Consider the following 21,549-nt stretch of genomic DNA (forward strand, 5'->3'; position numbering starts at 1 on the left):
TATTTATCTATTTATCTATTTATCTATTTATCTATTTATCTATTTATCTATTTATCTATTTATCTATTTATCTATTTGTTTTTGTCATTTTAACGATTGGATAATAACAAAAACCATCAAAATAGTAAATACTATCATGAAACTTAATGACTGAGATACCTTTGATAAGGTTACTGCCGAACGTGCCTAAAAATAAGGTGACGGTGATTTTAATCTAAGTTATTGGCGTCAAACTCATGAGAGATTCTTTAAAACACATAGTATTTTTAAACCCGATATGCCAATTATTTGTTAAGAATACGAGCTTGTATACAAAAAAGGGAATTAAACAATAAAAAATCCAAGCATAATGGAAAGGTTATAATAAACTAGACACAAAGTTAAGAGAAATCGTGGAAAGGTTTATTATGGCAAGAAGAAAATTCGATAAACAATTTAAAAATTCTGCAGTAAAACTCATTCTTGAAGAGGGTTACTCTGTTAAAGAAGTCAGCCAAGAGCTTGAGGTTCATGCCAATAGTCTTTATCGCTGGGTTCAAGAAGTTGAAGAATATGGAGAAAGTGCTTTTCCAGGCAATGGGACAGCCCTAGCTGATGCTCAACATAAGATTAAATTGTTAGAGAAAGAAAATCGTTATCTTCAGGAGGAACTTGAACTTCTAAAAAAGTTCCGGGTCTTCTTGAAGCGAAGCAGGTAAAACGTTTTGAATTTCTCTTGAAACATCATGGGAAGATAAAAATTAAGCATGCAGTAAAAGTTCTTAAGGTTTCTCGCTCAGGTTTCTATGAATACATGCATCGTCGTCCTTCAAAACAACAAGTGGAGAGAGAAATTCTCTCAGAGAAGATAAAAGCTGTCTTTCATGAGCATAAGGGACGCTATGGTGCGGTTAGAATTACCAAGGTACTTCATAATACTGGTATTATGACCAACACGAAACGTGTTGGGAAACTGATGCACTTGATGGGACTTTATGCCAAGGGAATCCGATATAAATATAAACATTACAACAGAAAAGGAGCTTCGCTTTCAAGACCCAATTTAATTAATCAGATCTTTAAAGCAACAGCTCCTAATAAAGTATGGCTGGGAGACATGACCTATATCCCTACCAAAGAAGGCACCTTATACTTAGCCGTGAATATCGACGTTTTTTCACGTAAGATTGTAGGCTGGTCAATGTCTTCACGGATGCAAGATAAACTGGTGAGGGATTGCTTCTTACAAGCTTGTGGGAAAGAACATCCTCAGCCTGGCTTGATTGTCCATACTGATCAAGGGAGTCAATATACAAGCTCTCGTTATCAATCTACTCTTCGTCAAGTCGGTGCTCAATCTAGCATGAGTCGTAAAGGAAATCCCTATGACAATGCAATGATGGAGTCTTTTTATAAGACGCTAAAGAGGGAGCTTATTAATGATGCTCATTTTGAGACAAGAGCTGAGGCTACTCAAGAAATATTTAAATACATTGAGACCTATTACAATACAAAAAGGATGCATTCAGGTCTTGATTACAAGTCTCCAAAAGACTTTGAAAAATATAATTCTTAAATTCTCTTAACTCCGTGTCTAGTTTTTCGTTGACTTTCCAAAAAAGTCTAACTTTTGGGGTGCACATCAATTCATTTATTTAGACTATCTCACTTAAGAGTTATTTGTAAATTTACTTTAATATTTTAAACTACAAAACCTACTATAAATTTTACAGTAGGTTTTGGATAAAGTAAATGCTGTATAGTTTTGCTTTGGTTAGTTCTTTGGTTCATTTTATTTTTATTAACAGTAAATCTTTTAAAACTAGGTTAAAACGCACTTTATATGTGTATCAAAAATTTCCATTATCTTATTTGAAATTCCTTCTCCGTAATTTTTTAAGCAAAAAATTTTCCAATTTATTACTAGAGTTTTTTCTCTTTTTTATTAATCTGTCATTGATTAATTAATTTTACTTTTATTTAATCAACCCTAAAACATATTTTCATTTTTTTCCAAGACAAAAAAGTCAATAAGCATTTATATTATAACATATCTGTATATCTCTTTCATCTCTTCCTAGACCCCTATATTATTTTTCAATGCTTTCTATAGATATCATTCTGATAAAGCAGCTTGACAAATGTCATATAAAAAAATACAACCGTAAACAGGAGGAAGAAAATGGATAATTCAAAATTATTTGGCGAAGCTGCGAATGAAGAACAACTATTGAAAAATGATTATCGTAAGTATCGTGGTGAAAACATGGATATTTATTACAATGTAGCAATTTGTGAGCATGCAGGTGAATGTGTTAGAGGAAATCCTTTGTATTTGAAGTTGGCCGTAAGCCTTGGATTATCCCCGATAATGGCGATGTCGCTTCCAATCAATCAGTAATCAATAGATGCCCTTCCGGAGCACTAAAATATTTGGCGAAGGAGAAAAACTAATGAACATTATTGAAAGAGAAAATCTATTTGAACTTCTGTCAGATAAAGGAGAAGTCATTGGCGAAATGGCCTATATGCCTATGAATAATTCAATAATAATCACTCATACTGGCGTTTCACTTGACTATCGCGGTCAAGGCCTAGCCGAAAAATTAGTTCTTGCCGGAATCCAAAAAGCAAGACGCGAACAATTAAAATTAGGAGCCACTTGCCCTTATGCCGTCAAATATTTCAGAGAACACAAAGAAGAATTAACTGATGTTTTGAAATAAGCTAATTTTTAAATATAAAAGACCTTTTAGCGGGGTCCTTTTTATGTATTCTAAATTAAGCAAGAGAAAAAATTTTCTTCAAACTTTACTTTAACTCTGAATTTACTTGGTAATTTAAAAGGCTTAATAAAATCAATCGTCATGTTTTCTATAAAATTGTGTTGTAAATTCACAATTTTTTTGCTATAATAATTCATTATTTTATCTATCAAACAAATCAATTATAAGGAGTATTTATGGAGGAAAAATTAGCTGGTAAAGATTACCTCTTTATAGGGTCAATGTTATTCGGACTTTTCTTTGGTGCAGGAAATTTAATTTTTCCAATACATATGGGTCAAGAAGCCGGAGCCGCTATTTCACAAGCAAATTTTGGTTTTTTAATTACGGCAGTCGGCTTTCCTTTTTTAGGAATTATCGCCCTGGGAATTTCTCAAAGTAACGGGGTTTTTGAGTTAGCTTCCCGAGTCAATCGTATTTATGCTTATATTTTTACAATTTTACTTTATCTCGTTATTGGCCCCTTTTTTGCTCTTCCTCGCTTAGCAACCACTTCTTTTGAAATTGGAATTTCACCTTTTTTAAGTCATGAACTCCAAGCTCCACTATTGGCTCTTTTTAGTATCCTTTTCTTTGGAACCGCCTGGTTTCTGTCTAGAAAGCCAACAAAACTCTTAGATTATATCGGAAAATTTTTAAATCCCCTCTTTTTGGTTTTGTTAGGTATTATTTTGGTCATTGCTTTCACTCATCCATTAGGAAAAGTTAGCCAAGCAGAAATTGGTAAAACCTATCAAGCATCTCCTATTTTGACAGGTTTCACACAAGGTTACAATACTCTTGATGCCTTGGCCGCCTTAGCTTTTGGAATCATTATCATCACAACTATTCGCCAACGTGGCGTAAAAAATCCTAAAATTATTGCTAAAGAAACCATAAAAGCTGGCCTCATCAGTGTAGGACTAATGGCTATCATTTACACCTGCCTTTCTTACCTAGGTGCTATGAGTCTTGGGCAATTTGCTATTAGTGAAAATGGTGGAATTGCTCTCGCTCAAATTTCCAACCACTACTTAGGAAATTTCGGCATGATTATCTTAGCACTCATTGTCATCATCGCTTGCTTAAAAACAGCCGTTGGCTTAATGTCTGCCTTTTCTGAAACCTTTGTCGAATTATTTCCTAAAAAAGAATATCGTTTTTATCTCCTCATCGTAAGTATTCTTCCTTGCATCTTTGCAAATATTGGTTTGACAAAAATTATAGAACTTTCGGTTCCAGTCCTCATGTTTTTATATCCCTTAGCCATTATCCTTATTTTATTAGCTTTATTAAGCCCACTTTTTAAATATTCTAGACTCGTTTATCAGATAACAACTGCTTTTACACTTTTAGCGGCTATTATCGACGGACTCAATGCTCTTCCAGCCAGTCTTCACACAATTACTTTCATATCAGTAATAATTAATTTTGCTAAAGACTTTCTACCCTTTTTCTCCCTAGGAATGGGTTGGATTCTTCCAGCGGTTTTAGGCTTTATCATCGGATGTTTATGTCAAATTGCGATTACTGTATATAAAAATAAAAAGTCTTAAACACTTTCATAAAAGTTGAGAGCCTACAATATATAAAAAGGAGTTTCAAATAATTGATAACTCCTTTTCTTTTACATCATCTCAGATAATTAAATTTTTGATTTTCTCCTAATATAAATCATTCCAAGACCCCCAGAAATCAATAGAAGTATTCCCAACACTTTGAAAAAATCCCTTGGGCTATCCCCCGTTTTAGGCAACTCTTCAGAAGGTTCTGATTCCATTGAAGAAGACGAAACCGACATTACTTGTGAGGATGAACTAGGAGTAGTAATTGATTGGTCGGGTTTTTCAGGAGTTTCTTCTTTAACAGGGATGATTGTATTTATAAAATTATACCCCTCCTGTTGACTCGTGTAATTACTAACAGGCACCTCTTTTACATCATAATCGTAAAGTTTCCCACTTTCATCGTACTTATCCAAATCGGTAAACGAATATTTCCAATTTTCTTTAGCCGTCACATCTCGTGAATCAACTTTCTCTCCATTCCGATATAACTCAATACTAATAAAACTTGGTCTTAAACCACGTGCATTATTTTCATCAATCCAAGTTTTCTCTCCAGAAATAGAAAGTTTCATACTTGCATTTCCATTTTCACCATTGTTAGGAGTGTGAACTTCCACTACCTGTTTTTCAATATTTTCTCCCGTCAATTCTCCTCTATTTTCATACTGTTGAGAAAGCCCTCCATCCGTTGCCTTCGTTGAATAATCGACAATAATCGTATTTGAAATATCACCTAAATTCACGGTAAATCCGTTCACGCCATTTTCTAAAATACTAGCTTGAGGATAATAGCTATCAACATTATAATTCTCTCCATTGCTACTATAAGTCACATTAGCTACCGAAATCGAACCAGAAACTAAATTCTGATTCCCGCCAATAATATCAGTATAAATAGCTTTCTGGATATTTTCTTTAGCATAATTGATCCGAACCTGCCAATGAATTAAGGTTGAATCATTCTCGTCAACCCATCCCCATTTATAAAGTACCTCATCTTTATCCGGTCCTGTTGCCGGACCAATGCTAACCTCTGTTGTTCCTCCATCTTTCCAATCAACTACTACCTTTGTGTCTTCCTCTACTTTTTGTTCATCCCAATTAACCCAAACGGAAAATGAACCTTTAATATCTGAAGTTGCATTTTCAACAAGTTTTGAAAAAGTAACAGTTACCACCCCCGTAAGATGATTAGCAACCGCCATTCCGATAATATTTCCAGCTTCATCTTTTATTTCAAAAGTAATATCTTTTGATAAAGTTAATAAATCAGGAACATTGACACTCATTGTATCCCCCTGAGAAACGCTTCCCACTGGAATATCAAAATCCCAATGAGCCTGAACATCATCATAAATACCAAAATCTGTTTTCGTATTTCCCAAATCATCAGTCAGTTCATGTCCCGTTATAAATTTATTTCCATAGTCAGCAGCAAATACATTTGAAGTTTTAAATAAATTAATTCCAACCAAGCACATCAATAAACTCAGAACCATTAATAATTTAAATGACTTATTCTTCGCCTTCATGAATATCTCCTTCTTATTTTCTCTTATTATTGTGTCCCTTCACTTAAGAGCCAATGTTTGATAGTTTTCCAATTATCCTTCGTAACAATCAACCTAGGAATATTACTATATAGTGTTTCATTATTCACTACACCTGGAGATAGTGTGAATATTCCTTGAATTCCATCTTGTAGCATATAATCTTCTAAGTCTTTATTTTGTGCTCCATAGGGATAAGCAAAAACTTTTCCTTTTTGATCTAACTTCTCACCAAATGCTTTCTGACTTTTTTGGTAATCTTTTTGCACTACTTTTTTTGAAATATTAGTAGATAAAATCGGTTCAAAGTTTTCTTGATAATGTAAGTCATTCGTATGCAGCCCTGAAGTAATCAAAGGATTTTCATTCATTTTCTTTATTTCTTTCCAAGTCGACATTTGTGAACCATCAATGGTTTGTCCAACTTTTCCCGTGATAATGAATTGCGTAAAGGGTAAGTCTAATTTTTTCATTATTGGATAAGCGTTCTCTGGCAAAGACTTATCAATGTCATCAAAAGTAATCACTACTGCTTTGCCAATCACCTCTTTTTTATTAAGCTTCTCTATCAGTTCTGAACTAGTCAAAACTTTAATATGATTTTTCTTTAAAAATGTCATTTGCTGTTCAAAATCTTGCAAGAATACATTATATTCATGGAGTTGAGAATTATGCGAAATTGAATAAGCGAAATTTGTAACCACCGTATCTTTTAACACACGGTGATAACAAAGAACAATAATTCCATCATTGTCTTTAAGCAAACTCTCATAAGCAAAATCTGGCTGCTCCTTTTTTCCATCTTGTACATATTTTTTTGTTTCACGTGTGGACATAAACACCAAGATAGCAATAAGACCAAACATCAATATCAAAAAAATATTCTTTTTACTAAATTTCATATTATAAATCTAAGCCTCCTTCGTTAAAATATAAAGACTAGGAATCGTTAATATTGAAAGAAGACAAAACAAATCATAAATTATATCTTCCCAATTTATGATTGGAAACCCAATGATTACAAAAACAGAGATAATTCCATCACTATATATCCCCAGCAAAGAGATTAATAAAAGAACGAAAACAATTAATATAAACAGCCAACATAGTGAAACAGCCAAGAATTCCAAAAAATGTCGTTTTTTCATTTTTTTACGTATTACTAATTCCATTATTACACCCCTCTATCAGGACTTTCCCATTTTCCTTTATTTGTCCGATTAGTTAAAACAACAAGTTCAGCAGAAAGAGCACTAATCAAATTTAGAAACCAATAAGCAACAAGATAAGCTGGAAATATTAATTTATCAGTCAAGGATAAGCGACTCTCCCCTTTATCATTATTAAGTCCTAAAAAGAATACAAAAAATGAAATAAGAACAAAAATCACGATAATTTGACCCGATACTTTGAATTCTTGATTTAACAGCATTTGGAGAAAATACTGATAAGATTCTATTAAGAAAAACCAACTCCAAATATGACTACAAATCATTTCAATCAAAAGAAACCGATGTTTAAATTCTCCTCTTTTAAAAACCCATGATAAATTTGAAATTAATACTTCTACTCCACCAACTGCCCATCTTCTCCGTTGCTTTAAAAGAGATTTTAAATTTTCAGGAACGAGAATATAGCTTAAGGCTTTAGGGACATATTTGACTTTCCATTGATTACGATGAAGTCGCCAAGTGACATCAATGTCTTCCGTCATCACTTCGGTATTAAAGCCCCCAATTTCTTTCAAAGCCTCTACACGATACATAACAATCACACCTGATACGGTCATTATTGCACCTAGAAAAAGACTTTGTGCTCTCTTAATCGCATCAATCACACTTAAATACTCTAAGGTTTGTAATTTCCCCAATAGAGTTGTTCTGTTTCTAACAATAGGTCGTCCAGTCACAGCCCCAATATCTGAACTAGAAGTTAATTCGGCCAATAAATAAGATAGAGCATCTTTAGAAAGATATGAATCCGCATCAATAACAAGCATATACTTGCTGTTAACTTGTTGCAAAGCAACATTTAAAGCCGTGGCTTTTCCCTTATTTTCCTTTTGCTCAAGAATAGTTAATGTTTCCCAATCGTCGAAAGATTTTTTTACTTCATAAAGTTTCTCCAAAGTGCGGTCACTACTCTTATCATCAACAATAAAGATCTCTAGGGAAGGGTAATTTAGATTACGTAGTGATAATAAAACTTCCTCAATCGTTTCTTCTTCATTGTACGCAGAAATAACAATACTAATTTTTTCAAATTCTTTTGTTTCACCAATTGCTTTCTTATCTCTTTCTTTCCACCGAGATAAAAAAGCACCACTTGCCCAAATGAAGGACAAGATAATCGGATAATAAACAACATAAACATCTACCATTGTTGAGATTATCATAGTTTTAATTTTCCTTTCTTTCTTTTTTTCTCTTAAAAGGGAAATTTAAAACTTTTCCCACAAAAATTCCTAGTAATGCCGCACTAGTAAAGGCTACTGGAATAATAATCGGTCCTGCTATCACTCGTTGACTTAAGTTTGGAATTTCATGCTTAAAAAATCCATAGACAAACTGATCCGTTAAATCGGATATAAGATAGATAGTTAAAGTAGCGGTAGATAGAGCCTTTAGCAACCTAACGCTCCATTTTGGAATGGGAATTCTCCACAAGATTGCTATAACTAATACTGTCATTGTGGCTGTTTGATAACCAAAATAATCATTGTGGTCTAGCCACTGAAATTCTTGATTCCAACTTGCAAAAGTGTCCGTCAAAGTAAAAATCGTAAGTGCACTTAAGAATGCTGTAACAAGTTTTCCTATTGAAATTTTCTTTATTTCATTTTGATAAGTATAAAGGTAAGCTCCAATAAAATAATAACTAACGGGATAACAAATTTGCCAATAGTCTGGAATAACTTTTCCAAAACTATTTAATAAAGAGGGTAAGAATGTTAGCAAACTTGCGATAAAGACAATATATAAATGATAATTTTTTATTTCTTTTTTATAATTCCAGATAATATTTAATAAAGGGATAAAAAGATAAAGTCCTAAATACATTTCAACATACCAAGAGTAAGAATCGGTTGAATAATCAAAAATTCCATTTATGGCTGTGGAGAAGTCGCTTCCTCTTCCGACAAGAGATAGAACTCCCCATACTAATAAAGATATGCCTATATATGAAATGATGACAGGAACTATTCCCAGAACATATTGAGCACTTAATTCTTTTCGATTCATTAAAAATCCAGTTGCCACTAAAAACAAGGGCACACAAGTAATTAAAATCGTTCTTATCCCAACCCAAAAAATTCCTAAAGTGGAATGAATTGTCATATCATAAAAGCCCGAATTTAATAAAAAATGGACCGAAATGACAAAGAATATTGCACAACTTTTCATTAAATCTATTGATGAATTACGTTTCATTTTTTTATATTTATAGCAGAAAAATTTTGCTCCTATAAATCCTTTCTCTAATTTGGGTTATAAACCGCTCAATTCAAAATTTACAATTGTTTTTCCTTTACATCACTAAGTTGTCTCGAAACCATGTTATTCTCCTAACTTTAATTTAGTATGGATTTATAACTATCGAAAATCATTAATTTTTGATTGCAATCCACCAATTTATCACAGTATAACATAACAAAAAGAAATATTGTAATATATAGCTTACAAAAATTACTTGATATCATCATATTATTCATTTTTAGTTATTATTAAACCCTATAAAGTAAAATATCAATCAATAAAAAAAGCGATATATCCTTTATAAACTAGCGCTTACGATGATTTTAAACATATTAAGTAATACTCTAAATTGCAAATTTAGAAATCAAAAACAAATATCAGCTTGTAATTAGTAACATACAAAAAAAGTACTTACTCAAGTAAGTATTTTTTTGCATTGATTTACCATATTTTTATTTTAAAAACTTCTTTTATTCCTGACAATATTAATGTAGGTAGAGCAGGAATAAAAATCACAAGTAGATATACAGGTAATGTTAACTGAGCAGTTCCCATCACACTATTGAAAAACGGAATGATTGTTACTAAAAATGAAGAAACTCCTGCAAATAACACTGCTCCAACAAGTCTAATATTCCCAAAAGGATTACGTCTAAACAATGTTCTTGAACTTCTTGCATCAAATACATGCCATAATTGTCCATAAACTAAAGTCAGAAAAGCAACTGTTTGTGCTTCACTAGCGTTCAATCCATTTTGAGCAGCCAGGAGAAATCCAAGATAAACCATCGCTCCCATAACTGTTCCCCTAATCAAAACCCTAGACCACGTGTGGTTAGCAAGAATAGATTCATTAGGGTTCCGTGGTTTTTCTTTCATCAAATCTGTTTCCGCAACATCATAACCCAAAGAAAAAGATGGAATCGCATCACTCACCATATTAACCCAAAGAACCATTAAAGCAGTCAATGTCGGAGTCATTGCTGCTACATTTCCAACACTACTTCTAAATAAAACTAAACCTAATACAAGAGCCAAAACTTCAGCAACATTTGTTGTCAGTTCGTGTCTCATAAAGTTTTTTATATTAGCATAGATAGTACGACCGCTATAAACTGATTTTTCTATCGTTGTAAATTTATCATCTAATAAAATGAGATCTGCAGAATCTTTAGTTACTTCTGTACCAGTAATTCCCATCGCCACTCCAATATCAGCAGCTCTTAAAGCTGGAGCATCATTTACTCCGTCTCCGGTCATAGCAACAACTTGTTGATGATTTTGGAGCTGTTTAACAATACGTTGCTTATGCTCTGGTGTCACTCTTGCATAAACATTAACATTTTTTACTTCTGCATAAAGCTCCTGATCTGACATTTCTTCAAGGTCAATTCCCTTTAAAACTGTTGCATTTTTTTCCTTTACAATCCCCAAATCATAGGCAATCGCACGAGCTGTTTTTTCATGATCCCCCGTAATCATAACCACATTAATATTTGCATCATGAAGTTGTCTGATTGATTCTTTCACTTCTTCTCGTGGAGGATCAATTATTCCTGCAACTCCCGTTAATATAAAATCTTTTTCTACGTCTTCCGTAGTTCCGTATAATGCCTCTTCTTCATCAACTTTTTTGTATGCCACAGCCAAGGTTCTTAGTGCTTCATCCGCATAATCATCTACCACTTTAATAAAGTTATCTTTTGACTGCTCAGATTGGTCAACTATATCTCCAATCAAAATCCCCGAAGCTTTTTCCATTAAAACATCTGGTGCTCCTTTGGTATAAACGTAGAATCCTTCATCATTTTGAACAATGACGCTCATCATTTTTCTACTGCTACTAAAAGGAAGAGTTCTTATAATTTTGTTGTTTTTTAATAGCTTATTCTTGCTATAGCCGGCTTTACTACCAAGAACGGTAAGAGCAACTTCTGTAGGATTACCAAAAGTTTTTACTTGCCCCTCAACTTCTTTGACACTTGAATCATTACACAAAACGATATTTTTCATAAATTGAGCAAAATTTACATTTTTTTCACCTTTTGCTACCAAGTGAATTTCACCAATGGAACGATATCCCAGACCATCCACATTATACAGGTGACCATTAGCATAAAATTTTGTAACGGTCATCTCATTTTGGGTCAATGTACCTGTTTTATCAGAACAGATGTAAGAAGTACTCCCTAAAGTCTCCACACTACTTAGTGTTTTAATCAGACCTTTATTTTTTGACATTTTGACTGCACCGATTGTCAATACTATTGAGAGAACAACTGGTAAAGCATCTGGAATAGAGGCAACTGCGAGAGCGATTGAGGTTGAAAATACTGAAGTAATTGAGTTAATTGAAAATTCTCCAGAACTGATTAATCCAAATACAAAAGTTAATAAAACAATCCCAGCGGATATTTTCATCAGTGTTTTAGTAAGTTTTTTTACGGTTTCTTGTAATGGAGATGATTTTATTCCCTCATCTTTCATCAACTGAGAAATTTTCCCAAGTTCTGTGTTTTCTCCCGTGGCTACGACTATTCCAATTCCCTGTCCATTTGAAACGATAGAGCCAGAAAATCCCATATTCGTTTGATCACCAATTTCGACGTTTTCATTAATGACCTCTATATTTTTTATTATAGCATCAGCTTCACCCGTTAAATGAGACTCAATTAATTGAAGTTCATCAAGCTCTAACCATCTTATATCGGCCTCCACAAAATCACCTACTGTAACTTTTACGATATCACCAACAACTAGCTCATTTGATGACATTTTTTCTAAGGCTCCATCTCTTAGTACAGATGCAAAACGATTGTTCATTTCTTTTAGTGAATTTAGATTTTTACGAGCACTGATTTCTTGCCAAAAACCTAAAAATGCATTTATAATAATCAAAATAGCTATAGCAATCGCTTCATATAAAGATTCTAAACCATGTTTTTTATCTCCAACTATTTGGAATGAATAAAATGAACTAAAAAATGATAGAGCGACTGCCCCTAATAAAACAATGATTATTGGTTCTTTAAAACTTTTAAAAAATACTTTTAAATAGCTTTCTTCCTTTTCTTCTGGAAGTTTATTTTCACCATATCTTTCTCGATTATCAGTAACCTGAGTACTCGAAAGTCCCCTATCTATCTTAACATCATAACTATGTAATAATTCTTCTTTGGATTTTTGATAAAATTTCATATCATCCCTTTCTAGTAAAAAACGACAAAAAAGAGCGCAAACCTCAAAACAATCTCCTCACCCTTGGAGATATGTCTTGAAGCTTGCGCCCAACCTAGTCGTTTATTTAATTAATTATATTTTAACATTATCCATATCGTAAGTCAATCCATTTTATATTGTTTTGACTACAACACAATATATACTTATATTAAAACTCAAATCATACCTTCCATTCTCAAAACAAATAAGTTCTAGTAGCCCCTTTAATAAGTTAAATGGTAAAATATTATTAGAATGTATGAATTCATATTATGTATTATAAAAATGAATTTATCCATTATTTTAAAGCTAGAAAGAATATCATGACTAAAAATTACTTAGAAATCCCTGAAGAACTTTATAATAAATTAAGTGATTATGCAGAAAATGACCAACTATCAATCCGTTTAGAAAATCAACAGATATTATTAGAAAATCCGAAAATTAATCATACCAATAAACAAAATTTAGCTTTACACTATTTTATAGTACCTAGTTTAGCATCTGGAATAATTGCATTGCTTATCTTTTTAAGTACCAATCATCCACAAATCGCATTTACGGGGAGCCGCCACCTCTCTGTTGCAAGTTTGAGCATAATTCTATCAACTCTTTTTGGTTTTTTTGGTTTCATATGGACTTATCTTCGCAAAAGTTGTGACTTATCCAAATCTAAATTTAAAATTTTTAGAGAAACTTTAACGCTATCGGTAGCCTATACAAGTATTTCTTTCGCTGTTCAAATCATTTTTTGGTACATAATTGGCAAAACATTTAGCGGAGTAACTTTTGACCCCTTTACTGCAGGGTTTCTTGTCTTAGTATTTGTTGGAATCATCTTTTATTTTCTTATTTCAGCAGCTCTTTCCATCACTTTACCTAATCTTATTTTGCTCCTCTTTACCACTTTCATAGGGGGTATTCTTGTTTCAATGGCAACAAACAATCAAAAAGATTGGTGGCAACATAACTTCAGCTTCTTAGGAACTGGTGAAGCCACACAGCACTGGCAGTTCAATATTACCTTAATATTTTCTGCTCTTATTCTTCTTACCATAACTGATTTTCTCTTTGCCGAGTTTTCTAAGAGTAGCCTTTACAATTATAAATTTAAAATAATTCGTATTTTTTATATTCTCATAGCATTTTTGATCGCTTTCGTCGGAATTTTTCCAGCCCAATCATGGACAATGCCTATACATAATAATTCTGCATTTGGTCTGGTTGCGGTTGTTCTTATTATGATTATCTTTCTTAAATGGTTAGTTCCCACCATTTCTAAAGAATTTTTAGCATTATCTTGGACTGCTTTGATAGCATTAATTTTGTCTGCCGTTGCCTTTATGGGAATTCACTATCTCTCATTAACGGTCTTTGAAATTATTGCTTTTGCTATAGCTTTTACCTGGCTCGTTATGTTTATCAATTCACTCAGGGGAATTATTCAAGAAGGAAACGAATGGCAAGTAAAGCTCCTTCAAAAGTAATTACCTCAAGCATCAGATAAGAAAAACAAAAAGGTTGAATTTTCAGAAAATTGTGTTATAATATTTTCACAAATACATTTTGGTTGGAGGTTCATCATGGAATTTAAAAGCTTACTGCTCCTTTCACTTGCTGCAGTTTCTGCAGTTGATCCATACTTACCCACAATTTTTATTTCAGCCACAACACTTGATGATATTGAATTTGAAGGATAACAATAACCATAAAATATTTTTTTAATTCATTTTCTTTTATTATCCAATAATAATTACTATGCACTCAACAAAAAACCATTGTTCCTTTCTGGCAGTGGTTTTTTTTTCAACAAAAAAAGACGCAAATGCGTCTATAAAAATTCCAATAAATGAATATTTTAATTATGAATTAAATTGCTGAACGCAAACGAGCGCCACCATTTTCTAAAACACGAACTGTACGAGGTAAAAAAGCGCGAATTTCTTCTTCATTATATCCAACATGAAGACGTTTTTCATCCATAATAATTGGACGACGCATGATTTGTGGATTTTCAGAAATAATTTTAATTGCTTGTGAAAGTGAAATATCTTCAAAATCAACACCCAAAGTCTTCACAAAGCGATTTCTACTTGAAATTAACCCTTCAACACCATCGTCACATTTTTGTAGAATTTGACTAATCTCTGTTGTTGATAAAGGATCCGCGATGAGATTTCTTTCGTTAAATGGGATGTGGTGATATGAAAGCCAAGTTTTAGCTTTTTTACAGCTCGTACAAGAGGGTGCTGTATAGATTGTGATCATCGTCTCTCCTTCGTGTATATTTATTTATCTAATAGTATTAAACATCAATGATTGTACAATTATACCATATTTATAGACTTAAAAAAAGACCTTTTCAAAATTTTTTCACAAATTTTTTCAATAAAAAAACCACTGAAATCAGTAGTTTTTTTCACTGCATTAGATATTATAATGTTGTTTTTTCAACATTGATGGATAAACATTTTTAGCCTTTTGTAACTCTCGTTTTTTTGCCTCAATATCATCAGTAATTTCGACAGAAAAATTCTCGAAAATTGTACGAGACTCTTTGAAAATGTATCCCCCATTTTTCAAGTCCTGCTCGTCATCAAATACAGCCAAATGGTGAGAGAGCTTTTTGAAAAATGTATTCAAAAAATAAGTTGGAATGTATAAATTATACATTGAAGTGTAGTTCTTCAAAAAATTATAATCGTAAAAAGGAACTTTTACATCACTTTGAGGATTAATTAATTCTTTATCACTCCCAGTAATTGGGCGATTAAGAATTTCAATCACTTTTTGATTAAGTGTGTTACGAACTTCAATTTCACGAAGTAATTTTTCAATTGTTAATCGTTTCTTATAACGATTTTCATCATAAATTTTGTAAATGTAGATGCCTGCAACCATTAGCCACGCGCCAATAATCAGACCAAAAATCATTGCAATAATAAGTTCTGTATTCATGTCATAATTATAACAAATTTGAAAGCGTTAAGAAAGTTTAAACTCTTTTTTTATCAAGTTTTAGGAAAAGTCATAAAAAAAGACAATATTCTTTGACCTTTTTTGACCAATGAGTTATAATATAGAAAAATAAACAAATGAATTCAATTTTATCTAAAATTAAATTCATATCTTATTTATAAAGGAGATTCAATCTATGGGTTATTTAGTACCTACCGTTATTGAACAATCAAGCCGTGGCGAACGTGCTTATGATATTTATTCACGACTTTTAAAAGACCGCATTATCATGCTGACAGGACCTGTTGAAGATGGAATGGCAAATTCTATCATTGCTCAACTTCTTTTCTTGGACGCACAAGATAACACTAAAGATATTTATCTCTACGTAAATACGCCTGGTGGTTCTGTATCTGCTGGTCTTGCCATTGTTGATACAATGAATTTTATCAAATCAGACGTTCAAACTATCGTTATGGGAATGGCTGCTTCTATGGGAACAATCATTGCTTCAAGCGGAACAAAAGGCAAACGATTCATGTTGCCAAATGCTGAATATCTTATTCACCAACCAATGGGTGGTACAGGTCAAGGCACTCAACAAACTGATATGGCTATTGTTGCTGAGCAACTTTTGAAAACTCGTAAACGTTTGGAACAAATCCTTGCTGATAATTCTAATCGCTCACTTGAACAAATTCACAAAGATGCTGAACGCGACCATTGGATGGATGCCAAAGAAACTTTGGAATATGGTTTCATCGATGAAATTATGGAAAATAATTCCTTAAAATAATGATGTAAATCTTAAAGGCCCTGATTTCAGGGCTTTTTTATTTTTCTGATTATCAATCTATTTTTTTAATATGTTTTTATAAAATCAATTAAAACGTCGGAAAATTTTGAAGTTGAAAGTTTTCCACCTAAATCAGCTGTCAAATTTCCATTCCTGAATGAAAATGAAAGAGCAATTTTGATTAATTCAGCTACCTCTTGCCAGCCTAAATACTCAAACATCATCACTCCAGATAAAATTAGACTAGAAGGATTTGCTATATTTTTTCCAGCGATATCTGGAGCTGTTCCATGAGTTGCTTCAAAAATAGCATGACCGCTTTTATAATTAATATTCGCACCTGGTGCAATTCCAATTCCTCCAACCTGTGCGGCAAGTGCATCTGAAATATAATCACCATTTAAATTAAGAGTGGCAATTACTTCAAAATTTTCAGGATTTAAAATAATCTGTTGGAGGAAGTTGTCAGCAATTACATCATCTACATAAATTTTTCCTGATTTTAATGCTGCTTTTTTCTCATTTTCAGCTTGTAAACTTCCTCTTTCATTTTTGATTTCATCGTATTCTAGTTTTGTAAAAGTTGGATATTCCCTAGCAACCTCATAGGCCCAATTTCTAAATCCTCCTTCAGTAAATTTCATAATATTTCCCTTATGAACAAAGGTCACTCTTTTTTTGTTCATTTTCAGAGCGTACTCAAAAGCCGCATTAACCAGTCGTTTACTTCCTTCAGGACTAACAGGTTTTATTCCTAGTGCTGAAGTTTTTGGAAAGCGAATAGAATGGACATTCAATTCTTTTTCTAAAAATTTTAATAAGTTGTGAGACTCATTTGTTTCACTAGCAAATTCAATACCTGCATAAATATCTTCTGTATTTTCTCGAAAAATTGTCATGTCAACTTTTTCTGGCGCCTTAACTGGGGATTTTATCCCTTTAAAATATTCAACTGGTCTTACGCAAGCATATAAATCCATTTTTTGTCTTAAATTAACATTAATTGAACGAAAGCTTTCACCGACCGGGGTCATTAGTGGTCCCTTTATCGCAATTAAATTTTCATTAATATGAGCGAGAGTTTCTTTGGGCAGATATTCTCCACAAGTCTCAAATGCTTCTCCTCCTGCCAATAATTTTTGCCATTCTATTTTCTTTTTTTGACCATAAATTTTTAGAACCGCAGCATCAAAAACTTTTTGCGCCTGAGGAAAAATATCTTCGCCAACACCATCTCCTCTAATATAACCAATTGCTGGATAATCTGGCACAACTAATTTTCCATTTTTCATCTCAATTTTCATAATAATTTTCACCTATTTTTTTATTTTTTCCGAATCACATAAGGCATTATACCGTCATTAGCATAGTAATCTAAATCCGCCTGAGAATCAAAGCGTAAAAGAACCTCAAAGTTTTTTTCGGCAGTACTTACAGTAATTTTTTCATGAATTTTGGGATTTTCTGGTAGCTCTATAGAAAAACTTTCATAACCACTTAATCCTAAAGTTTCGGCATTTTCATTATCTAGAAACTGTAGGGGAAGAACACCCATCATGACGAGATTACTTCGATGAATACGTTCAAAACTCTCAGCAATTACAGCCTTGACTCCAAGTAATTTTGTTCCCTTGGCCGCCCAGTCTCGACTGGAACCCATTCCATAATCCTTACCAGCAAGAACAATTAATCCTTGTCCTTGTTCTTTATATTTTTTAGCTACCTCATAAATAGGTAATGTTTCATTATTGAATAGAGAATAGCCTCCCTCAAGAGGAGCAACAAGCTGATTTTTGATACGAATATTAGCAAATGTTCCTCTTGTCATTACTTTATCATTTCCTCGTCTTGACCCAAAACTATTAAAATCCTTATAAGCAAGACCTCGAGAACTTAGATAATCCCCAGCTGGGGATTTTAAAGGAATATTCCCTGCTGGACTAATATGGTCAGTTGTGATAGAATCACCAAATTTTGCTAAAACATGTAAATTTGAAAGTGAAGCTATCGGTTTATTTATCATAGTTAAGTTTTCAAAATATGGTGGATTAGAAATATAGGTAGATTCAGATTTCCAGTCATAAACTTCACTTTTCTTTGTTTTGATATTATTCCAGACTGTATTTTCATCAAATATCTTAGCATAACTTTCAGCATATAAATCACTTGTTACGTATTTTTGCACTAAATCATTCACTTCATCAGAAGTTGGCAGAATATCTTTCAAATATACCTTTTCACCTTCTAGATTAGTCCCCAGAGCAACAGTTGTTAGATTTTTACGAACAGAACCCGCTAAAGCATACGCAACTACTAATGGAGGACTTGCTAGATAGTTCGCCTTCACTAATGGATGAATTCGACCTTCAAAATTTCGATTGCCACTCAAAACACTCGTTGCAATCAGTTCTTTATTTCTAATCTCTGTTTCCATTTCACTTAAAAGTGGCCCTGAGTTACCTATACAGGTTGTACAGCCATATCCTACTACATAAAATCCCAACGTTTCAAGATAAGGAAGGAGACCCGCTTTCTCTAAATAAGATGTAACAACTTTTGAACCAGGAGCTAATGAAGTTTTAACCCAGCTAGGAACCGTAAGGCCTTGTTCTACTGCATTTTTTGCAAGTAATCCCGCCATCATCATAACATGTGGATTACTCGTATTGGTACAACTTGTAATAGCGGCAATTGCAATTTTTCCATCCTCTTCTTCCAGAGGTTTTTGTTTTTTAGCAAAGTCTTCAAAGTTATTTGCTAGCTCAGACAATTCAAGCATATCTTGGGGACGAGAGGGACCTGATAATCGTGTTGCTACTTCACTTAAATCAACATTAATCGTCTTATTATAGTATGGTTCACGTTTTTCGTCATAAAATAACTTATTTGCCTTTGCATAGGTTTCTACTCGCGCAACCACTTCCTCAGAACGATTTGTCGCCCGAAGATATTTCAAAGTTTCATTATCAATCGGAAAATATCCACAGGTGGCACCATACTCAGGAGCCATATTTGAAATTGTTGCTCTATCTGCTAAACTTAAATTTTTTAGTCCTTCTCCAAAAAATTCAACGAATTTTCCTACCACTTTTTCATCTCGTAAAATTTGTGTCATTGTCAAAGCTAAATCTGTTGCAGTAGCAAATGCTCCTAAATTACCTATTAATCTAACTCCTACTACTTCTGGAACAGGCAATGAGCTAGGCTCTCCTAGCATCACTGCTTCTGCTTCAATTCCTCCTACTCCCCAACCAAGAACACCAAGGGCATTAATCATTGTTGTATGACTATCTGTACCAAAAACACTATCTGGATATAAAACCCCATTTTTTTCGGTAATTACTTCACTTAAATATTCAATATTAACTTGATGAATAATACCTGTTGCTGGAGGGACTACTCTAAAATTATCAAAAGATTGCTCTGCCCATTTTAAAAATTCGTAACGTTCACGATTACGTTCAAATTCTTTTTTTGAATTTAACAGAAAAGCCTCTTCATTTCCTTGAAAATCTACTTGAACAGAATGATCAATTACTAAATCCACTGGAATTTCTGGGTTAATTAGTTCAGGATTCTTTCCTAATTCAACCATTGCGTCTCTCATTGCCGCAAGGTCAACAATAGCTGGAACTCCTGTGAAATCTTGAAGAACAACACGGCTTGGTAAGAAAACTGTTTCTTGACCAACTTCCCCTTTTAAATAGTCTTTAACGGATTGAATATGAGCCTGATTAATATTCTCATCATTTTTCTGTCTAAGCAAACTTTCTAAAAGAACTCGTAAACTATATGGAAAGTCTTCAATTCTTTCAGTTTCTGAGATATCATAATAATGGTATATTTTATTAGAAATACTTATTTTTTTCATCTTTCCCCCAACTTTATATAATTTTTTGATTCTAAGACACTTTCATAGGCTGGACGGATAATCTTATTCATATTAATTAGTTCTTCTATACGATGTGCTAACCAACCTACAATTCTAGCAATCGCAAATAATGGAGTAAATAATTCTTGTGGAATTTCTAATATTCTATAGACAAAGCCAGAGTAGAAATCAACATTTGGACAAATCGTTTTATATATTTTCCGATTTTCCGATATTACTTTAGGAGCTAGCCTTGCAACTTTTTCATATAACTTGAATTCCTCTTCCAATCCTTTTTCTTTTACTAAAGTCTCGACATAGGATTTAAAAACCTCAAACCGTGGGTCGCTTACACTATAAATGGCATGACCAATACCATAAATTAATCCTTGCTTATCAAAAACTTCTTTATTTAAGATTTTATGGAGATACTTTTCTATTTCAGCATCATCTTCATAATTAGAAATATTTTCTTTTATATTTTCTAACATTTTTGCTGCCTTAATATTAGCCCCACCGTGTTTAGGCCCTTTTAAACTGGAAAGGGCAGCAGCAATTGTAGCATAAGTATCTGTTCCACTTGAGGTGACCACATGAGTCGTAAAAGTCGAATTGTTACCTCCACCATGTTCCATATGAAGAATCAAGGCAATATCTAATACTTTAGCCTCTACCTCTGTGTAATGGCAGTCTGGGCGAAGCATTCGTAAAATATTCTCAGCGGTCGTCATTTTTGGATCAGGATAATGGATATAAAGACTTTCTTTTTTAAAATAATGAACATAAGATTGGTAACTGTAAATCGCAAGAAGTGGAAAATCAGCAATAAGTCCCAAAGATTGTTCTAAAACATTTTCAATCGAGATATCTGAAACTTTCTCATCGTAACTAGCAAGAGCTAGTATACAACGGCTCATCGAATTCATCACGTCACTTGAAGGGTTGGTTAAAATAGTTTCACGGACAAAAAATTCTGGTAGAGTTCTCCTACTGGCTAAAAGGTTTTGAAATCCCTGAAGTTCATTTGCCGTGGGAAGTTCTCCAAATAACAATAGATAAGTCATCTCTTCAAAACCAAAACGATTTTCTTTTCTTAAATCATTAATAATATCTTTAATATTATAAGCTCTATACTCTAAAATACCGGGAATTTGGTTTCCTTCTTTATCAAAAGAATGTATCGCCGAAATATTGGTTAAACCCGCTAAAACTCCTTTCCCATTAATGTCTCTTAAACCTTTTTTAACATTATACTTTTTGTAAAATTCACTAGGAATTTGTGAATTTTTAATCATTTTTTCTTCTTTACTTAATAAATTCATAAACGCCTCCATCTATTTCATTATTATACACTTTTTATTCCGAAA

The 21,549-nt window shown here is 33.0% G+C and carries 15 protein-coding genes, 1 pseudogene and 1 other annotated feature; of the genes and pseudogenes, 6 read left to right on the forward strand and 10 right to left on the reverse strand.

The features are described from left to right. The first annotated feature begins 407 nt into the window (after positions 1-407). The 4 genes and pseudogenes from HFD15_RS10125 to brnQ all read left to right on the forward strand — a co-directional run bounded on the left by HFD15_RS10125 (position 408) and on the right by brnQ (position 4,300). Positions 408-1,555, forward strand: a protein-coding gene (locus HFD15_RS10125; protein WP_167595244.1) for an IS3 family transposase whose coding sequence is annotated in 2 segments (ribosomal slippage) — positions 408-660 and positions 660-1,555 — 1,149 coding nt in all. Because the reading frame shifts where the segments join, the coding sequence is not laid out codon by codon here. Between the two features lie 606 nt (positions 1,556-2,161). Continuing rightward, positions 2,162-2,433, forward strand: a pseudogene (locus HFD15_RS10130) ((4Fe-4S)-binding protein). Beyond that, positions 2,433-2,705 (forward strand): GNAT family N-acetyltransferase, encoded by a 273-nt coding sequence (locus HFD15_RS10135; protein WP_021214922.1) that lies wholly within the window; start codon positions 2,433-2,435, stop codon positions 2,703-2,705. The pseudogene HFD15_RS10130 and the gene HFD15_RS10135 overlap by 1 nt, the downstream one beginning before the upstream one ends. A gap of 236 nt (positions 2,706-2,941) precedes the next feature. Next, a complete protein-coding gene (gene brnQ, locus HFD15_RS10140; protein WP_058221040.1) occupies positions 2,942-4,300 on the forward strand; it encodes a branched-chain amino acid transport system II carrier protein in 1,359 nt (452 codons plus the stop codon). An 89-nt stretch (positions 4,301-4,389) separates the two neighbouring features. Here brnQ and HFD15_RS10145 read toward each other — a convergent pair whose 3' ends face one another. The 5 genes from HFD15_RS10145 to HFD15_RS10165 form a co-directional block, all read right to left on the reverse strand. After that, on the reverse strand, positions 4,390-5,844 hold the full coding sequence (locus HFD15_RS10145) for an LPXTG cell wall anchor domain-containing protein (RefSeq protein ID WP_167593621.1): 1,455 nt from the start codon (positions 5,842-5,844) through the stop codon (positions 4,390-4,392). Positions 5,845-5,870: 26 nt separating this feature from the next. Next, on the reverse strand, positions 5,871-6,764 hold the full coding sequence (locus tag HFD15_RS10150) for a polysaccharide deacetylase family protein (protein WP_167593620.1): 894 nt from the start codon (positions 6,762-6,764) through the stop codon (positions 5,871-5,873). Positions 6,765-7,036: 272 nt separating this feature from the next. Continuing rightward, positions 7,037-8,257 carry a glycosyltransferase gene (locus HFD15_RS10155; RefSeq protein WP_058208562.1) on the reverse strand — a complete coding sequence of 407 codons (1,221 nt, stop codon included), beginning with the start codon at positions 8,255-8,257 and terminating at the stop codon, positions 7,037-7,039. A 4-nt stretch (positions 8,258-8,261) separates the two neighbouring features. After that, positions 8,262-9,293 (reverse strand): acyltransferase, encoded by a 1,032-nt coding sequence (locus HFD15_RS10160; protein WP_058208563.1) that lies wholly within the window; start codon positions 9,291-9,293, stop codon positions 8,262-8,264. A gap of 486 nt (positions 9,294-9,779) precedes the next feature. Beyond that, a complete protein-coding gene (locus tag HFD15_RS10165; protein ID WP_058208564.1) occupies positions 9,780-12,536 on the reverse strand; it encodes a cation-transporting P-type ATPase in 2,757 nt (918 codons plus the stop codon). 51 nt (positions 12,537-12,587) lie between these two features. Then, positions 12,588-12,631: a sequence feature (sodium ion sensor (DUF1646 type); this cis-regulatory element may regulate processes involved in with the transportation of sodium ions), on the reverse strand. Positions 12,632-12,880: 249 nt separating this feature from the next. On the opposite strand from HFD15_RS10165, the gene HFD15_RS10170 reads away from it, so the two are divergent. Further along, positions 12,881-14,044, forward strand: coding sequence for an ABC transporter permease (locus HFD15_RS10170; RefSeq protein ID WP_017864224.1), 1,164 nt, complete (start codon positions 12,881-12,883; stop codon positions 14,042-14,044). A gap of 382 nt (positions 14,045-14,426) precedes the next feature. Here HFD15_RS10170 and spx read toward each other — a convergent pair whose 3' ends face one another. Together spx and HFD15_RS10180 are read right to left on the reverse strand one after the other, a co-directional pair. Then, entirely contained in the window at positions 14,427-14,825 is a 399-nt protein-coding gene (spx, locus tag HFD15_RS10175) for a transcriptional regulator Spx (protein ID WP_003129597.1), read from the reverse strand. A gap of 159 nt (positions 14,826-14,984) precedes the next feature. Beyond that, positions 14,985-15,515 carry a hypothetical protein gene (locus HFD15_RS10180; RefSeq protein WP_003129594.1) on the reverse strand — a complete coding sequence of 177 codons (531 nt, stop codon included), beginning with the start codon at positions 15,513-15,515 and terminating at the stop codon, positions 14,985-14,987. Between the two features lie 196 nt (positions 15,516-15,711). Here HFD15_RS10180 and HFD15_RS10185 point away from each other — a divergent pair, with 196 nt between their 5' ends. Continuing rightward, entirely contained in the window at positions 15,712-16,311 is a 600-nt protein-coding gene (locus tag HFD15_RS10185; protein ID WP_003129593.1) for an ATP-dependent Clp protease proteolytic subunit, read from the forward strand. A 65-nt stretch (positions 16,312-16,376) separates the two neighbouring features. Here HFD15_RS10185 and icd read toward each other — a convergent pair whose 3' ends face one another. From icd to HFD15_RS10200, 3 genes are read right to left on the reverse strand one after another with little or no spacing between them, the layout of a single operon-like run. Next, positions 16,377-17,615 (reverse strand): NADP-dependent isocitrate dehydrogenase, encoded by a 1,239-nt coding sequence (gene icd / locus HFD15_RS10190; protein WP_058208565.1) that lies wholly within the window; start codon positions 17,613-17,615, stop codon positions 16,377-16,379. Positions 17,616-17,635: 20 nt separating this feature from the next. Next, positions 17,636-20,182 (reverse strand): aconitate hydratase AcnA, encoded by a 2,547-nt coding sequence (gene acnA / locus HFD15_RS10195; protein WP_167593619.1) that lies wholly within the window; start codon positions 20,180-20,182, stop codon positions 17,636-17,638. Next, complete coding sequence (locus HFD15_RS10200; protein ID WP_058208567.1) at positions 20,179-21,504, reverse strand: citrate/2-methylcitrate synthase; 1,326 nt, start codon at positions 21,502-21,504, stop codon at positions 20,179-20,181. Before HFD15_RS10200 ends, acnA begins: the two co-directional genes overlap by 4 nt. Positions 21,505-21,549: the final 45 nt, after the last annotated feature.

This window comes from Lactococcus sp. EKM203L (assembly GCF_011800585.1).
Classification (GTDB): domain Bacteria; phylum Bacillota; class Bacilli; order Lactobacillales; family Streptococcaceae; genus Lactococcus; species Lactococcus lactis.

What these genes read in the sequence shown, in the direction of transcription:
- brnQ (WP_058221040.1), top strand. Translation starts at nt 2,942, where the DNA reads ATGGAGGAAAAATTAGCTGGTAAAGATTACCTCTTTATAGGGTCAATG.
- HFD15_RS10200 (WP_058208567.1), bottom strand. Translation starts at nt 21,504, where the DNA reads ATGAATTTATTAAGTAAAGAAGAAAAAATGATTAAAAATTCACAAATT.
- HFD15_RS10160 (WP_058208563.1), bottom strand. Translation starts at nt 9,293, where the DNA reads ATGAAACGTAATTCATCAATAGATTTAATGAAAAGTTGTGCAATATTC.
- HFD15_RS10155 (WP_058208562.1), bottom strand. Translation starts at nt 8,257, where the DNA reads ATGATAATCTCAACAATGGTAGATGTTTATGTTGTTTATTATCCGATT.
- HFD15_RS10135 (WP_021214922.1), top strand. Translation starts at nt 2,433, where the DNA reads ATGAACATTATTGAAAGAGAAAATCTATTTGAACTTCTGTCAGATAAA.
- HFD15_RS10150 (WP_167593620.1), bottom strand. Translation starts at nt 6,764, where the DNA reads ATGAAATTTAGTAAAAAGAATATTTTTTTGATATTGATGTTTGGTCTT.
- HFD15_RS10185 (WP_003129593.1), top strand. Translation starts at nt 15,712, where the DNA reads ATGGGTTATTTAGTACCTACCGTTATTGAACAATCAAGCCGTGGCGAA.
- acnA (WP_167593619.1), bottom strand. Translation starts at nt 20,182, where the DNA reads ATGAAAAAAATAAGTATTTCTAATAAAATATACCATTATTATGATATC.
- HFD15_RS10170 (WP_017864224.1), top strand. Translation starts at nt 12,881, where the DNA reads ATGACTAAAAATTACTTAGAAATCCCTGAAGAACTTTATAATAAATTA.
- spx (WP_003129597.1), bottom strand. Translation starts at nt 14,825, where the DNA reads ATGATCACAATCTATACAGCACCCTCTTGTACGAGCTGTAAAAAAGCT.
- HFD15_RS10145 (WP_167593621.1), bottom strand. Translation starts at nt 5,844, where the DNA reads ATGAAGGCGAAGAATAAGTCATTTAAATTATTAATGGTTCTGAGTTTA.
- HFD15_RS10165 (WP_058208564.1), bottom strand. Translation starts at nt 12,536, where the DNA reads ATGAAATTTTATCAAAAATCCAAAGAAGAATTATTACATAGTTATGAT.
- HFD15_RS10180 (WP_003129594.1), bottom strand. Translation starts at nt 15,515, where the DNA reads ATGAATACAGAACTTATTATTGCAATGATTTTTGGTCTGATTATTGGC.
- icd (WP_058208565.1), bottom strand. Translation starts at nt 17,615, where the DNA reads ATGAAAATTGAGATGAAAAATGGAAAATTAGTTGTGCCAGATTATCCA.